The 16,341-nt window shown below is 39.8% G+C and carries 11 protein-coding genes and 1 pseudogene; 3 read left to right on the top strand and 9 right to left on the bottom strand.

What is annotated here, in order from left to right:
• Both HMPREF3057_RS07900 and mscL read left to right on the top strand, forming a co-directional pair.
• On the top strand, nt 1–386 hold a 386-nt coding region (locus HMPREF3057_RS07900), incomplete at its 5' end, for a GtrA family protein (protein WP_142350358.1).
• A 79-nt stretch (nt 387–465) separates the two neighbouring features.
• Nucleotides 466–846, top strand: a complete 381-nt coding sequence (gene mscL / locus HMPREF3057_RS07895) for a large conductance mechanosensitive channel protein MscL (RefSeq protein WP_000910206.1) — start codon at nt 466–468, stop codon at nt 844–846.
• 41 nt (nt 847–887) lie between these two features.
• Here mscL and hemH read toward each other — a convergent pair whose 3' ends face one another.
• From hemH to pitA, 6 genes are all read right to left on the bottom strand, one after another.
• Entirely contained in the window at nt 888–1,982 is a 1,095-nt protein-coding gene (hemH, locus tag HMPREF3057_RS07890) for a ferrochelatase (RefSeq protein ID WP_000709214.1), read from the bottom strand.
• Nucleotides 1,983–2,059: 77 nt separating this feature from the next.
• Nucleotides 2,060–2,932 (bottom strand): PI-2 pilus system class B sortase SrtG2, encoded by an 873-nt coding sequence (srtB, locus tag HMPREF3057_RS07885; protein WP_000858433.1) that lies wholly within the window; start codon nt 2,930–2,932, stop codon nt 2,060–2,062.
• 82 nt (nt 2,933–3,014) lie between these two features.
• Nucleotides 3,015–4,016, bottom strand: coding sequence for a PI-2 pilus system class B sortase SrtG1 (gene srtB, locus HMPREF3057_RS07880; protein WP_000695087.1), 1,002 nt, complete (start codon nt 4,014–4,016; stop codon nt 3,015–3,017).
• Between the two features lie 16 nt (nt 4,017–4,032).
• On the bottom strand, nt 4,033–5,253 hold the full coding sequence (locus HMPREF3057_RS07875) for a DUF7601 domain-containing protein (RefSeq protein WP_000750688.1): 1,221 nt from the start codon (nt 5,251–5,253) through the stop codon (nt 4,033–4,035).
• Nucleotides 5,254–5,297: 44 nt separating this feature from the next.
• Nucleotides 5,298–5,849, bottom strand: coding sequence for a PI-2 pilus system signal peptidase SipA (gene sipA / locus HMPREF3057_RS07870; RefSeq protein ID WP_000924791.1), 552 nt, complete (start codon nt 5,847–5,849; stop codon nt 5,298–5,300).
• Complete coding sequence (pitA, locus tag HMPREF3057_RS07865; protein ID WP_070697113.1) at nt 5,849–8,440, bottom strand: PI-2 pilus tip adhesin PitA; 2,592 nt, start codon at nt 8,438–8,440, stop codon at nt 5,849–5,851. The genes sipA and pitA overlap by 1 nt, the downstream gene beginning before the upstream one ends.
• A 358-nt stretch (nt 8,441–8,798) precedes the next feature.
• Between pitA and pepT the strand changes: the two genes are divergently transcribed.
• A complete protein-coding gene (gene pepT, locus HMPREF3057_RS07860; RefSeq protein ID WP_000222030.1) occupies nt 8,799–10,022 on the top strand; it encodes a peptidase T in 1,224 nt (407 codons plus the stop codon).
• A 36-nt stretch (nt 10,023–10,058) separates the two neighbouring features.
• Here the strand turns inward: pepT and HMPREF3057_RS07855 are convergent.
• From HMPREF3057_RS07855 to HMPREF3057_RS07845, 3 genes and pseudogenes are all read right to left on the bottom strand, one after another.
• Nucleotides 10,059–13,105 (bottom strand): annotated as a pseudogene (locus tag HMPREF3057_RS07855) (pneumococcal-type histidine triad protein).
• A 13-nt stretch (nt 13,106–13,118) separates the two neighbouring features.
• Nucleotides 13,119–14,036, bottom strand: coding sequence for a metal ABC transporter solute-binding protein, Zn/Mn family (locus tag HMPREF3057_RS07850; RefSeq protein WP_070697111.1), 918 nt, complete (start codon nt 14,034–14,036; stop codon nt 13,119–13,121).
• A gap of 195 nt (nt 14,037–14,231) precedes the next feature.
• A partial coding sequence (locus HMPREF3057_RS07845) for a pneumococcal-type histidine triad protein (protein WP_070697108.1) occupies nt 14,232–16,341 on the bottom strand: 2,110 nt, incomplete at its 5' end.

Raw genomic sequence — 16,341 nt, 5'->3', positions numbered from 1 at the left:
TTTTTGGTGGTGCTACTACTCTGGTTTCTATTGTATCACGTTTGGTTATTTACCATATCAGCCACCAGGAAATCCTAGCAACTGCCCTCGCTAATATTATCGGGATTCTCTTTGCCTTTCTCACAAATGATACAATCGTCTTTAAACAAGAGAGAAGGAATTGGCCAACCCGCCTGGCTAAATTTGTCTTAGCTCGTCTCTCAACACTTGGTCTCGACATCCTTTTAACTTATATCTTTGTTACAACCTTTCCTGATATTATTGGCCAGTTTGTCGAATTTAATATAGATAGGGTTAATACGATTGAAACTATCCTAGCACAAATTTTGATCATCATTTTAAACTATGTTTTCAGTAAAATCTATATTTTTAAAGGGAACAACTGACCACTTTGAGCGTTCAAGTTGCTTTTTGTCACAATTTAGGATATAATAAATTAGAAAATTAGGAAAGGAATTTATGAAAATGTTAAAGGATCTTAAAGAATTCTTGCTTCGTGGTAATGTCGTTGACCTCGCTGTCGGTGTCATCATTGCCTCTGCATTTGGTGCTATCGTTACTTCATTTGTTAATGACATCATCACTCCACTTCTATTGAACCCAGCTTTGGAAGCTGCGAAAGTACAAAACATCGCTGAGCTTGCATGGAATGGTGTTACATATGGTAAATTCTTGAGTGCTATTATCAACTTTCTCGTTGTAGGTACTGTGCTTTTCTTCGTTATTAAAGCTATGGAAAAAGCGCAAAACCTTCGTAAGAAAGAGGAAGTGGTTGAGGAAGCACCTGCTGCTCCAACTGAACTTGAAGTTCTTCAAGAAATCAAAGCTCTTCTTGAGAAAAAATAAAACAGATAAAGGATTTAGCTTAAAGCTAAATCCTTTTTTCTTTACTCTTTTGGTAACTTCCCAGCTTTTTCGAGCATTTTCTTAATTAAGTAAGGCATCTTCACATTTTCACGGCCTTTTTTCTCAATGAGCTTTTTGACAAATTCTGGCATCTGAAGGTCGTCTGTCTCCTCCATAATGTCCTTGGTAGTTGCTGAAGGCGCTAACTCATCAAAGGTTTCTTCTTCTGGGAGAAAAGCTTTAAATTCTTTGTCTTCATTGGCTCTTACAGTAGCAACTAAAGCGTCAATTAAACGGCTATCCGTATTGGGCATAGGTGGGCGATGGTAGGTGACATCTAATTCTTGACACAACTCATAACATTCCACATCATTATCGAACAAGACTTCAATGTGCTCACTGATAAAACTAATCGGGACAAAAATATAATGCTCTGGATGTTGCTTTTGTTCTCGTAAATATTCTAAGACATCTGGCTTGATCCAAGGGATTCCAATATCACTTTCGCTCTGCCAAGTATTGGTATACTGGTCGGCTGTTAGGCCGAGTTGTTCAGCAATGAGCTTGCTATTATCGAAAATCTGGTCGATATAAGGATCTCCATAATCCAAGGCAAAAATGGGAACACTGTGTGCCGAAAAGATTACCTTGAAAGATTCTTCTCCCACATGGTTCCGTAAAATTTTGCTAATCTCATCTGTCCAGAAGTCCAGCAAAGGCTGTTGTTGATACCAGTCCTTAATTACTAAAAATCGGATCTGCTGGCTTTCCAGAAACTTTTCATACCCCATGACTGAGTAAAAAGAATAATGAGGTTCCAAAATCAAGCAGATACATTCTTCAACACCATCAGCTTCCATCTGCCTGATCACGTCTGGAATAAAGGGACGAGAAAATTTGTTGGCAAAGTAGATACCATACTCCTCCCCTAATCGTTCCTTGACTAAATTGACCTCATCACGTGTAATCCGCTGCAAAGGTGTCCCACCGATAAGGACGTAGTTGTCATAGAGAGTCTGGATCTCGTGGTCTTGGGGTCTAACTCCACGACGAATGTTTGTAAAGAATTCTGCTACTCCTTCAAAACTAATCTCCTCTGGAGATCCAAAGGTCATCATCAATATTGCTTTTTTCATGTTATCATCCTTATGATATTATTTTCACTATCTATTCTATCATGAAAGAAAAAAATAGTAAACGCTTCCGACGTCTACTATTTCTTTTGTTCTTTTGTCTTTCTATCTCGTCTTATGATTAGGATGATAACGACAAGGAGTAAAATAACAATAATCAAGAGAAGAAAGGCAAGGATATAAATCCAATGCGTTGGTAGCCCTTGGTCAAAATAGCGTGTTCCTACTGCTTCCCCACTTTTATCCTGGGATGCTTTTAGTGGTGCATCCGTTATTTTAGCTAAGAGGATATGCCGTCCGTTGGTAATGTTAAGGAAACAGGTGCTTAACAAAACAATCTTGTCCGTTGAGGTCAAGGAAACATCTCGCTTGTACTTGGATTTACTTAGCAGATATTGATAGTAAGCCTGGTGTTCCTCATCGTTGGAACTCAAAGTCCGGTAAATCTCCGTGTCATAGGCATCCACTTCTAAAATCCCAAATATCTCCAGACCACGTTCACGACCATTGTAGTAGATAGAACCATAGCGATGCTTTTCAAAAAAATCTTGATCCGCAAATTTTTGAATCTCCCCAAACATAGCTCCAGAAGCCATGGAGTGACCATAAATGATGGTGTTAAAGTCGGTAAAGTTGGGGTTAAAACGATAGTCTAGGAATATAGAGCCTGACACAGTATAATCGCCAAAAGCATTGCGATCAAGGTATTTGACATTGTCCTGACTCTGCAAGAGGGGATAGTCTACCTTGGTCCCATCGAGGCTAATCCAACCACAGACTTCCTTGTTCAGGTGCTGCAAGGTTTCAAAGCCCGTACTGCTGGCATCCTTTTCAATGGGATTATAATGATCGTAGTCACTCGCAAGAACTCTATCAGCTGCATAAAGACAGAAAAAAGCTAGAAAGAGGGATAGAATGACCTTTATGGTTTTGTGACTTGTACTTGTTTTCATATTTCCTTCTTTCTCCTTTCTCCTTTCTAGCCTTGAAAATAAAAGAGCAAGAGAGGCTGTCCCTTTCTCTTTTATTGGTAGTTTAGTCAGTAATGGTATCTGCTCCTTCTTCCTTTGCTTCTCTTCTACGACGCAAGATCAAATAGAGGATGATGAGCAAGAAGATCAATAGCAAGAGCAAGATAAATAAGATGATGTACCATATCCACAAAGGAATCGATGAGAGAAATCGTCCGAGCGACGAATCATCAAAGACACTGTAAGGAAATGGTTTTGATTTTTTCGTATGGAAGGTGTTCTTTGGAACTGTATCCGTAATCTTGGCAACTACGATATGTCTCCCATTTGTTACGTCTAGGAAACAGGTACTGAGAAGGATGATATGGTCATTTGGCCCCAGTGTAATATCCCGCTTGTGGATGGCAACCGAGAGTAAGTGATCGATATATTCTTGGCGCCGATCATCTCCATTAATACCTGGATCGTAGATGTTAAAGTCATAGGCGTCCACCTCAAGCATCTCAAAGATCTCAAGACCTTTTTCTACGCCATTATAGTAAATACTACCGTAGCGATGCTGATCAAAAAATTCCTTATCAGAAAACTTTGCTACATCTCCAAACATAACCCCATTTTCTACATGGTGTCCGTAGATGATGGTATTAAAGTCTTCGAACTTGGATTCATTTCGAGCCTCAAGGAAAATAGCTCCTGTAGCTGCAAATTCTCCCTTGGAATCTTTGTTCAGGTACTTTTCATTGTCTTTGGCTTGGACTAAGGGGTAGTCGATATTGGTGCCATAGACATTGATCCAGCCGAGAACCTCTGGATTGACTTGCTGTAGCTTGTGAAAGCCAGAAAAACTAGCAAGCTCATCCTTCTCACTGGTACTAACAGGTCTATAAGCCTCATACTCACTTGATGAAGCCTGAGAATAAACCTGATTGGCATCCCAAAGGGCGTAGAAACCAAAGAGAAAGACTAAGGCTGCCAAGAGGAGCAGGATATGATTCATCAATGCATCTACAGCAAGGACCAGACGCCTAGACAAACTCCTTTTTGGTTTCTCACGCTTGATTTTCATCGGTCAAACCACTTGCTTAAGCTTGTCTGCGTTTTTTAGACAAAACAACAAATCCAGCCAAACCAAGACCAATCATCAAGATGAAAGGAAGGTTATCAATCAAGAGACCAGTAGGGGTAACGTCTGGTAAGCTATTTGTGATAGTGTTATCGTTTGGTTTTTCACCAATAAGGATACTATCTTGAGTGAAATTTGTAGAAACTGTACCAGCTTGATTTTTTGATGCTCCGTTCTCCTTATATGCAGCTGAAGCTGTGTAACCTTGAGATCCAGTTTCAACCAATTTATAACGAGTACCAGCAGGAATTGTGTCAAACACCAAAGATTGATCGTGACGTAGTGTTATAGTCGTTTCTTGACCATAGACAAATGTTTTTGAGGTTTCACCGATTTTACCAGTGATTGATTGTGAAGTTTCTGTAGATGCTTTTGTGAAAGTAAGCTTGAAAGTAAAATCTTTTGATTTATCTGCAGTAGCACCTGATACAACTTTTTTAATTACTAAAGATTTAGCATTTGGGTCAACTTTTGAAACATTTGGTTTATTAGGGTTTGGTTCATTTGGATCTGTAATTTTACCAGCATTTTTACGATAGATGTTAGTGAAAAGATCATATTTGTAAGTAGTTCCACTTTCAGATGGTTTTACTTTACCATTCACACTTGGGGATACTTGTTTAAAATACACAGAAGAAATATATGTTCCTCCTGTAGTTTTGTTCTTAACAATAACGTGCATTTCATAGTTGCGATTATCATATGTCATAAAATCAATAGGTGAACCATTTTTTTGAATAACTTTCCAACCAACATTTTGTTTTTCAGCAACAGTATAGACATATTCACCAGCATGTGTATAGTTCACTTCTCTAAAAATATCGCCGGTTTCTTTCTTTATGCTAGTTTGTCCAGTTGCTAAAACGTCTGTTCCAGAATATGATACATTTTTATCTGTAATTTGACCATTAGAAGAATCAATCGTTTCATAAGGTGCACCATTTGATGATGTACCAGTTTTAGGGGTGAAAGTAAAAGTAAAGGTTGCTTCAGGTGTTGTAATTCCTTCCGCAATATTCAACACCTTATTAATAGAAACTTTTGCGCTTGTTTCACCAGTTGCTTTGGCAGTTGCCACATCATTATCATCCGCAAATGTTGGCACTCCTCTAAAGACCGACAAGGCGGTTACAGCTGCAATGCTTGCAGTAACTAATTTTTTCAAAAATGTTTTTTTCATGATTATTCCTTTTATTTTTAAATTTCTTTTTACATAAATTATCATCAAAAGCCCCGTCGCCTTAAGACTGTTACCACCTTGCCATGGGTATCCTGTATAGGAATGGTTCCAAAAGCACGACTATCTACAGCCGTTGTTCGATTGTCCCCGAGGACAAAGAGTTGTCCTGCTGGGACTTTCATTGGGAAGGTAGCCCCTTCCTTATAGAGCAGCGTTTCTTTGTAGATATCCTGCTCTTGTTGAGGAGAACCGTTGATGATGAGACCATTTTCGTTTATATCGATCGTACTTCCTTCGGTTGCTATGACACGCGCCACTCTTTCCTTGCCCTTATAACTATAGACGAGCAGGTCACCAATCGAATAACGTTTATCCAACCTATAGTAGACAACCAAGTCGCCATCTTTTAAGGCTGGCTTCATGCCATCGTCATTGTATCTCAATAGTCCAAAGACAAAAAAGTAAAGGGTGGCCAGTACAAACCCAACCATCAGAAGCTTACTGACTAAGTAGAGGATATCTCCCCATACACTCGGCGGAGACTTATCCCGACTGACTTGTGTTACTGTTTTCTTATGTTTCTTTTTAAGTAGCATTATTTTCTCCTATGTACCACTAGATAGCCGAGTAGGATTGTAAAGAAGATACCTCCTAGAGGAAGGATTATTCCTAACACGAGTGTACTGCTGAGGAAGTCAACTCCGGTTTCAGGTACACTATTCTTATTATTCGTGACTGTCGCGGACTTATCCCCATCCAGTTTGCCTTCTTGATTCTCATAAGATACCTGATATCCACGAGAAGAGTTTGATTCCTCTTCAATAGTGTAGTGACTATTGAGTGGAAGTCCATCAATTTTTATGGTTTGATCTTTGTTTAGATCTATAGACGCTCGACCGTTCGTAAATTGCAAAGGAATTCTTTTATTATTCACCGTTGCATTATAGGTTCCATTCAATGGACTGTTCTGAGCATCCCTGATGTTAATGGTAATCTTGAAGGATTTTAATAGATTGGCAAATACACCTGTAACTTTTTTTGTGACTGATAAACTTGGAAGCTTGTGATTTGTGACAATGGTGGTCTCGTCTTTATTCAGATCGCCCTCTTGATTCTCATATGTAACGTGGTAACCATTCGTTGATGCCGCTTCTTCTTCAACCTTGTAATGGGTTCCTCGAGGAAGATAGCTTAGAATACCTTTCCAACGTTTTCGTTTTTCGACACGGATCTCCGCTTCTCCATTCACAACAGTTATCTCGCCAAAAGTTCCATTCAATGGCGTAGAATTAGGAGAGGTTAGTTTTACCTTAATCCTAAACTCTTTGTTCAAGTTACTTTCAGCTTCCAACACTTTCTTAATCGTCAGACTTGGCAATTGTTTATAGATTACCTTGAAGGATGGTTTAGTTTCTGTACCAACATTTTTTATTTCTTTGGTAAAGGCTGGGACGTCCGGTGCAATTAAATCGTATTGATATCCTTTGGCAACTTTTTCAAAGTTCCTCGTTTCATTAAAGATATTTGTTCTAACATTTACATTAGTCTTTCGATAGTCTTGATTATCAGGACCTCCGTTCTTGTTCTTTTGAACCAGTTTCAGTTCAACATTACTCGGTTGATCAGCTGTAATAACAGTTCTCGCACCCGTCACACCTTGCCATTCAACTTCCACTGGTACCGTTAATGGATCTGAAGGCTTAAAGGTTGGGTTGTCAGAGTATTCTTTGGTCTTGGTTTGAGAGGTGCCTATTCCATAGGAATAGGTGACACTGGCACCTTTATTGGAGTAGAGTTTATTGACATCAGAACCTTCAGCATCACCAGCCTCTAGTTTTTTATCACCAGCAATGGCATCCAAAGCATCTTGACTAGATGTAACTTTAAATTTTAGTACATATCTAGCGCCATCTTCCAAGGAATAATTAGGAGAAAAATTAGCTGTAACCTCCACTAAACCTTCTGAACTTGTCTTGGTTTCAAAAGTTACTTGCTCGTTGCTTAATGTTTCACTGCTACCATCTTTCTCTTTAACGACACGAAACTCTGACGATCCGTTTGGTAATAGCTGGACATACTTAGAAAGAACATCCTTGATGGTCACGTGGTGGATTCCCAGTGGCAGAATCTTATCAGTAATATCTTTGAAACTGTCTTGTAACTGGTCTTCATCATTTGCAGAGAATATTTCATTTGGAATGGAGGCATTATGTTGCCTCATATAATATTGCAGACTGGTAATACTGTCGACATTGTTTGAATAACGAAATTTAATCGAATAGAAACCATCAAGTGTTGGAGCCAAGCTATATGATAGACTATTTAGATTATTATTTAATCTATCCCTAAACCACTGGGGAGCTGTTTCGATATTAGGATCTTCGTTATTGTAGTTATATATAGTGTAACCATTGGCATCGTAGACCATATTCGCAAAGCCATCTGAAAGCAAAATAACGACTTTCTTAGCATTAGATCTTGCACTTCCCATTAACTGGTTGGCCAAGGTTAATCCAGCCCCAATATTGGTCCCGGTACCAATACCTGACTCAGTACCAATGGAATTACCTCCTGCAATACTCATGTTGTATACCGCTGTTTTAGCAGCACGAGCATTGTTACTCCATCCTAAAATCGTGTTAGCATCATCCCATGGTGAAACGCCATCATAGTATTTTGTCATCCGTTCATAGGGCCAGTATGGTCTAAAAAGTCTCCATTTATTTCCATCCCAATACTGATCATTCTTTTTATTGTCAATTTTCCCACCAAATCCTACCATAGATAAACGGTTATTAGAATTGGATAGAATGGTATCAATTAAGCCCTTACGACCATTTGTTCCTTTTAGAGTATTTTTCAATGCGTCAATCCGACTGATCGTCCGTCCATCAAAAGATTGGACATCCTGATTCTGCATACTTCCTGAGAGGTCTGCTACTAAAACAACATCCAAGGGATCCGTTTGGGTTTCCGTTCCCAGTTTGGACGTGATATCCAATGACAACTCATACTTGTCATCCTGTCCCGATATCGGAGTAATTGTCTTGTGAAGGGTTGTCTGAGGTTCTATAGTAGAATCAGCATTTAACAGGCTTATCGGAGCACACAAAAAGAGAATAGCTAACAGTGTAACTAAACGGCGCGCAATAATTTGAACTTTCTTAAAATCGAAGCGAATGTTCATTTTATTCTCCTTAACTAGAATGTACTAATATTGTTACTATATCAATCTAGGACATTTACAAGATAATTGTACAATAAAGTTCACGCAGTGTCAATTAATATGATTAATTTTATATTATGTTAATTAATAAAAGAGTATGATTCTTCTTTGTCTTTCAAACTATTCTATGGTAAAATGAAAAAAGAATAAAAAAATCTCATAAAATATCAATGCATATATTTTATTCTAGAATATCCAAAATTTCATTTAAAAGTCTATTGAATTTGAATTATTATATTTTTTCAAAATTCATGAAATTTTCTGAGTAAGGTTTTTTCCGAAGTTTGCATTCTATTTTATGATTGTTAAAGGAGTTTTTATGACTTATCCGAACCTTTTAGATCGTTTCTTGACCTACGTTAAGGTCAATACGCGTTCTGATGAACACTCTACTACTACTCCAAGTACGCAAAGTCAGGTAGATTTTGCGACCAATGTTCTTATTCCTGAAATGAAACGTGTCGGTCTGCAAAACGTCTACTACCTTCCAAATGGTTTTGCTATTGGTACCTTACCAGCTAATGATCCCAGCCTTACACGCAAGATTGGCTTCATCTCCCACATGGATACTGCTGATTTTAATGCTGAGGGAGTTAATCCACAAGTCATCGAAAATTACGATGGTGGAGTTATCGACTTGGGTGATTCTGGATTTAAACTCGATCCTGTTGATTTTAAGAGTCTTGAAAAATATCTAGGCCAAACCCTCATCACAACTGATGGCACGACCTTGCTGGGTGCTGATGACAAGTCAGGGATTGCTGAGATTATGACTGCTATTGAATATCTGGCTGCTCATCCCGAAATCAAGCATTGTGAAATTCGTATTGGTTTTGGCCCTGATGAAGAAATTGGCGTTGGTGCCAATAAATTTGATGCAGATGACTTTGACGTTGACTTTGCCTATACTATTGATGGTGGTCCGCTAGGTGAACTTCAATACGAGACTTTCTCAGCAGCTGCTGCTGAGCTTCATTTCCAAGGGCGCAATGTTCATCCTGGTACTGCAAAGGGTCAAATGGTCAATGCCCTTCAGCTAGCGATTGATTTTCATAATCAACTTCCTGAGAATGACCGACCTGAACTGACAGATGGTTACCAAGGTTTCTATCATCTTATGGATGTGTCAGGTAGTGTTGAGGAGGCGCGTGCAAGCTACATCATTCGAGATTTTGAAAAGGATTCCTTTGAAGCTCGTAAAGCAGCTATGCAGTCTATTGCTGATAAGATGAATCAAGAGCTTGGGAATGATCGCGTTATACTCACTCTCACTGACCAGTACTACAATATGAAGGAAGTCATTGAGAAAGACATGACACCCGTTACCATTGCTAAAGCTGTTATGGAAGATTTAGGTATCACGCCAATTATCGAACCAATCCGTGGCGGAACAGATGGCTCTAAGATTTCCTTTATGGGAATTCCAACTCCAAATATCTTTGCTGGTGGTGAAAACATGCATGGACGTTTTGAATACGTCAGCCTTCAAACTATGGAGCGTGCGGTGGATACCATCATTGGCATTGTATCTTATAAAGACTAAAAAAGACGAGGTAGCTCAGCTACTTCGCCTTTCTTTTTATTCATTTGGTTGAGCACTTGTCTCAGACTCACTTTGCGCTTGCTTTTCTGTTGGTTTAGAAGCAGCTGTTTCACTGTCTTTCTCAGACTTAGATTGGCTATCAGTTTTACTTGCTTTTGAACGGAGTTCCTGGTTCAAGCTAATGATTTCTTTAGCTAGAGTGAGGAGGCCTTCTTTATCACTGCTTTTGGCTGCAAGTTGATCAAATAGGCCATCAACACGTTCAAAGTCAGTATCGGATCCTTTGTTATCCTCTAAGTACTTGTGAAGAGAGAGCAAGATATTATAGAGTTTTTGGTAGATAATCACCGTTTGTGGATCTTGTTCTGCTTCTTTTTCTTCTCGTTTGATAGTCGCTGCAATGCGATTTAAAAGATCCTCAAGTTGTGTTTTAGCTTCGTCAAAGTCTGCATTTTCTTTTTCTGTGGCTGCTTTGATATTGGCTGCTTCTTCAGCTAGGGATTGTTTGACACCGTCTTCTTTGACACGTGCTAGGAGTTGAGCAGCTTTAGTTAGGAGAGCATCCACTTCTTCCTTCTTAACATGGCTAACCCGCTCTTCTGGCATAAAATCACCGTAGAGTTCTTTTAGGAATTCATAGATGGCTGTCTTAGCAGTTTGACTATCTACTTTTTCCGTATCTAGAATAGTCTTACCAACTTTTGTAGAAACGGGTTCTTCTTTGAGAGCTTCTTCTACTTCTAGCTTAGTTTGGTAAATAGTTGGGAATAGCTTGTTCAAGTCGGTTGCTTTGAGGAAAGATTGTGACTGGTAAAGTTCCCATGTCAACTTGGCAACACGGTTACGTAGTTCTTCTCTGAGTCGGCCATCAGATACATGTTCGTAGAAGTACTTGATGTACTCTACTGTTGTGACTCCTGTCCGATCGCGGAAATCTTGCAAGGCTTGAAGTTTCGCTTCCATCGCATCCAACTCTGTATCATCTTGTGCTAACTTCGCATCCTGCAAATGTAGCAAGAGATCCTTCTTAGGCAAACCATAAGCATCTGTATCCAGTGTATTGATCTTATCTACTAGGGCTTGGTACTTCTTATCTAAAGGTGAAATTTCAACCGGTGCCACACTTTGATCCACATGGATATACTGTTTATCAAAGAGATCCAAGGCTGCTAGATATCCAGCAGTTGAGTTTGTTGCCAGTTTTTTCATATTCTCGGTGAATTGCCCCAAAGCAAGTTCAACACGTCTCTGCATGATTGGCTGGTCTTTGTAGAGACTTCTGCTATCTGCTAAAAGTTGATCCACCTTAGATAGAACTGTTTGTTCATCAAATGCTCCAGGTTGATAGGTCGATTGTAGGGCCGGAATCTTATTTTTCAAAGCTACTTCATAGCCCTTAGTTTGAACCTTGATGTAGTGATTGTGGTCGCCATGAGGAATCACAAAACTACCACTTTCTACCTGTAAACTATAAGGAGACACTCCATCACGTAGGGCAGTCGTATACAGTTCATTTAGGAAATCCAGTTCTGGATTCCCAGTTTGGAGAGGAATACGAACATGTTCTTTTCGAACAGCATAGGGATGGATATGGGTTGGATCATAGGCTTGATCCGGATTTCCAAAGACAAAGAATCCATTTGAAATGCGAATCGCTTCGAGCGGAATCCCGTAGGTCTGTGAGATATACTTGATTTTTTCTTCATCGCTAGCATCTCTTGAGAAACTTTCCACAGTCTTTGCCAGTGGTTGAACGTGCTGAGACTGATGATTTTGTTTCAAGTGGTTTTGGGCAGCTTTAATTTGAGCATCAGTCAAGTCCTTCTTAAAGAAATAATGAGCGTGATCTCCATGAGAAACTACAAACCCTTGCTCATCTTCACTAATAACACGGTCAGCTGCAAAACCATGATCATGTTCTTCACCGTGATGGTGGTCATGCTCCTCTCCATCATGGTCATGGTCTTCATGGTTGGTATCCTGACTTCCATGGTTACCATCTTGGTCATGAGGATGATCTGGTTGAGCTGGATGTTCTGTTGGTTTGCTTGGATTTTCCAAAGGTGTTGGCTTCCCACTGTCGCTAGATAAAGGAATCATACGCGCAATCTTTTCTTCCAAGGCAGAAAGTTTTGTATATGGGATGAAATGATAGTGATTTCCGTGTGGAATCGCTACGCCACTTGGTGTTCTGCTTGAAATCTTAGCAGGGTCAAAAATCAAGCCATCTGATTCAGCATAACGTTGACTCCTTGGAAGAGCATAGAGTTGCTGCAATAGACTCTGTAAGCTCTCTTCTGGATTGCTTGGTCTTTCAGCCTGTTGACTTGGGTTGGTAGTTTGACCAGTTTCGTTTGGACTAGGACGATAGTCCGTCACAGTCGGTTGTTTTCTAGTTCCAGAAAGGTAGGCTTGGGCAGCAGCCAATTCACTAGCAGACAAGGAGCTCTTTGGAATGTAGTGGTAATGTCCAACGTGAGGTACGATATAAGCATCACCAGTATCTTCTATAATATCAGATGGGTTAAAGATGTAGCCATCATCTGTAGTATAACGACCTTGCGATTGAGCAAGCGCCACCGCACTGTTAGAAGTTGGTGCATCATGAGTATGACCTTGTTTTTGACGCTCAATTTCCTCCTTCGTACGAATATTATCAGCATGAGCCACATCTTTAAGGTAGACATAATACTTGCCATCCACCTTGATAATGTAGCCACCTTTATTTCATTGACAATGTCAGCATCTTTCAGTTGATAATTGGCATCTTTCATCAACAGTTCTTCACTGAAAATCGCGTCAAAAGGAACTTTACCATTGAAATAATGGAAATGATCACCGTGTGAAGTCACATAACCTTGATCGGTAATTTTCACAACAATTTGTTCTGCCTGAGTATCTTCTTTTTTGCTAACTTGATCTGGTGTTTGGGTCTCTGTTTTTTGAGAGTCTTGCTTCCCATCGACATAAGACACACGGTTATTATCTTTGTTTCCTTTCACCTGGTGTTGGTTCAATGCATAGATGCAAAGACTTAGGGAAAGGACAAGAGCCGATCCTGCTACAAGGTATTTCTTCTTCATTTTCATTATCTCCTCATTTTAATTCTTCTGCAAGAACATTCATGTTTTCTTCTAGATTTTCTAAGTAAGTTTTGTCATTTTCAGGATCTGCTTCCAAAGGATTGAGTGTCTTTAGGTTAACTCCTGTTGATTTTACCAAGGTCTCAGCGACTTTAGAAGAGGCATTGCTCTCAGTAAAGATGGTTTTGACCTTATAGGTTTTGACAAATTCTTGGATTTCTGTTAGTTGTCTCGGACTTGGCTCTTGTTCAGGAGAGATACCAGCAATTCCAAGCTGTTTCAATCCAAACCGTTTAGCAAGGTAAGAAAAGGCTGTGTGTTGTGTAACAAAAGTCTTTTGGCTCGCTTTTTCAAAAATAGGCTGGTACTTCTTAGTCAATTCTTGGGCTTTAGTAATAAAGTTTTTAGCATTATTTTGATACGTTTCCTTATTAGCACTATCAATCTCCGAAAGTTTGTCAGCGATAATCTGAGCTTCTTCACCTGCTTTTTCTGGATCTAACCAAGTGTGAGGGTCATAGAGTGTTTTTTCATCAATACCGTCACCAGCTTCTACATCTTCTAAGCCCGGTACACGCTCCAACGTCATCCCTTCAGAAGCTTCTAAAACTTTAACTTTTGAGTTTTTCAAGTTAGGATCCAAACTTCCCGCCCAAGATTCGAGCGTATGAGAATGGTAGACAAAGACATCCGCGTCATAAATGGCAGCAATGTCATTTGCTGACGGTTCAAAGGAGTGAATTCCACTACTAGACTGAATCATCCGTACATCATTCAAGTCCCCCGATACCTCTTTGACCATGGCATAGATTGGATAAAAACTTGTGACAATCTTCATTCCTTTTGCTTCTTGTTTTTCTTTTTGACTACATGCTCCTAAGACAAGAACCAAGAGACCTGTCATTAATAATAGAAATGTTCTTTTTTTCATCGTTACTCCTTAACTAGTATTTAACCATTTAATTAACTAGTAAATAGTTTATCTTTATTTACACTATATGTCAAGATATTTTACATATTTTCATGAAAAAAATGAGAACTAGAACTTACATTCTGTTCTCATTTTCGATTTTAACTTTTCTAGTTCTCCTATCCTGTTTTTAGGATCTAGAAAATACTACTACCTTTACTTGCTCTCCTTTAATAAAGCCAACAACTTTTCAGCTTCAGCCATAATGGTATTGTTATCCTGAGCACCAAATAGCAGGTTATTTTTTAAGCCAGTGAGAGTTTCTTTGGCATTGGACTTGATAATGGGGTCTTGGATCTTTGCAAGTAGCTCTTCAGCCTCTCTCAACTTCGCTTCAACCTTTTCAGTCTCGACCTGAGGTTCTTCTGGTTCCTCTGGTGATTCTTCTTCCGGCTCCTCAGTTGGTTTTGGAGATTCTGGTTTCTCACTTTGAGGTTTCTCTTCGCGAGGTTTTTCTTCCTCAGGTTTTTCTGTACGAGGTTTCTCCTCTGATGGTTTTTCCGTTTGATTGGTATCAGCTTGACCATTTTGGTTTCTTTGAACATGGTCACTTGCATTGCCCCAACCACTATCTGAATGCGGACGTTCGTTTGGATGTTCGACATAGTACTTGACAGTCGCAAAGAGATCTTCTAGACTATACCCCTTAGGTGCCTCATAAAGTCCTTCGTCAAACCACTCGAATTTGATGTTATGGTAATGATCATAATGAGGAATGATTAAACTACCGTTTTTAACTTCCACGGTATGTTGGAGATTGTAAGGCATACGATCAAGCGGCACCTTCTTAGCTGCTTTCACGCGGTTGTAGATAGCTTCTGCTCCTTTAGCCTCCGTATTTCCTGGATTCTGATGGTCTGTTGAAGGAGGAGTCAAACCTTTCTCTTTAGCATAAGCCTGGGCTGCCGCTCTTTCGGCTTCAGACAAACTATCTTTCTTAATCCAATGACTATGGGTCATATGTGGAGCTACATAGGCATCCCCCTCATCACTGGTGATATCACGAGGATCAAAGATATAGCCATCTTCTGTTGTATACTTGCCTGCCAACTTGGCTACCTGAATCTCATCATCAGTGTAGGCAATTTGCGCATTTGGTTTTCCTAAACGTTCTGGATGACGAATCGGTGCTAGAAAGGCCAAGATATCATCCACCAACTTGACTTTATCACTGCTTTCATCATTTAAACGTTCCAACAGTTTATCCAAAGCGTCAAAATCAGCTTGGCGCCCTTTATTATCAAGTAAGTCCTGATGAATTCTTGCTAGTAAATCATAAGCCTTATTGTAAAATCCTCGATCATCAGATGGGAGATTGGTTTTCTTAGCTCCGAGTTTATGAGACAAACTTTCTTGCTTGGCTAGTTTACTATCAATTGCTGCTGCTGTTTCTGCTGAAAGCTTCTTGGCAGGAATATAACGTGAGGTTCCATTCTCCTCAAAGACATAGCCGTCAGCTACTTTTCGAATAGCCTGTTTAACTAATTTTTCGTCAATTGGATTGCTTGGAGTTGGTTGAGGAGTTGGTGCAGGTTGCGGGCTTGGACTAGGTTCCGGAGTCGGTTGTGGACTTGGTTGTTCTGGTCTTGAATCCGGCACCCTATGGTTCGAACTGTACTGTAGAGGAATAATACGAGCGATTCGTTCTTCCAATTCAGACATCTGTGAATAAGGGATGAAATGGTAATGGTTCCCATGAGGCACAGCAACTCCTCTAGCTGTTCGACTTGTAATCTGTGCTGGGTCGAAGACAAGACCATCAGATTCTACGTGTCGTTGGCTGAGCGGCAAGGCGTAAAGTTGTTTCAGAAGGCTATCAATATCCTCATCACTCTGACTTGCTTGGTTATCGTCGCTACTGTTGTTAGATGTGTTCGTGTTCGTATAGCCACTGCCTTGGTTATTATAGGATGGGCTCCATCTATCTACATCGCTGCTAGCACTGTTGTTATTGGTACGGCGATAAGTAGGCGCCTTTGATTGGCCACTTCTACCAGATAGGAAGGCTTCTGCAGCAGCCAATTCGCTGGCTGATAACTCATTCTTAGGAATGTAATGGAAATGGTCACCATGAGGAACGATATAAGCATCACCAGTATCTTCAATGATATCAGAAGCATTAAAGATATAACCATCATCTGTGGTGTAGCGTCCCTGTGAACGTGCCAAGGCTACAGCACCATCGTTTGCTGAAGTTCCTCTTTCACGATGCTGACTATGTTCTTGTTTTTGCCGATTGATTTCTTCTTTTGTACGGACATTATCC

It is taken from the genome of Streptococcus sp. HMSC072D05 (assembly GCF_001815805.1).
Lineage (GTDB): Bacteria > Bacillota > Bacilli > Lactobacillales > Streptococcaceae > Streptococcus.
Note: the sequence above shows the minus strand (reverse complement) of the source record. Positions and strands in the feature narration are given on the sequence as shown.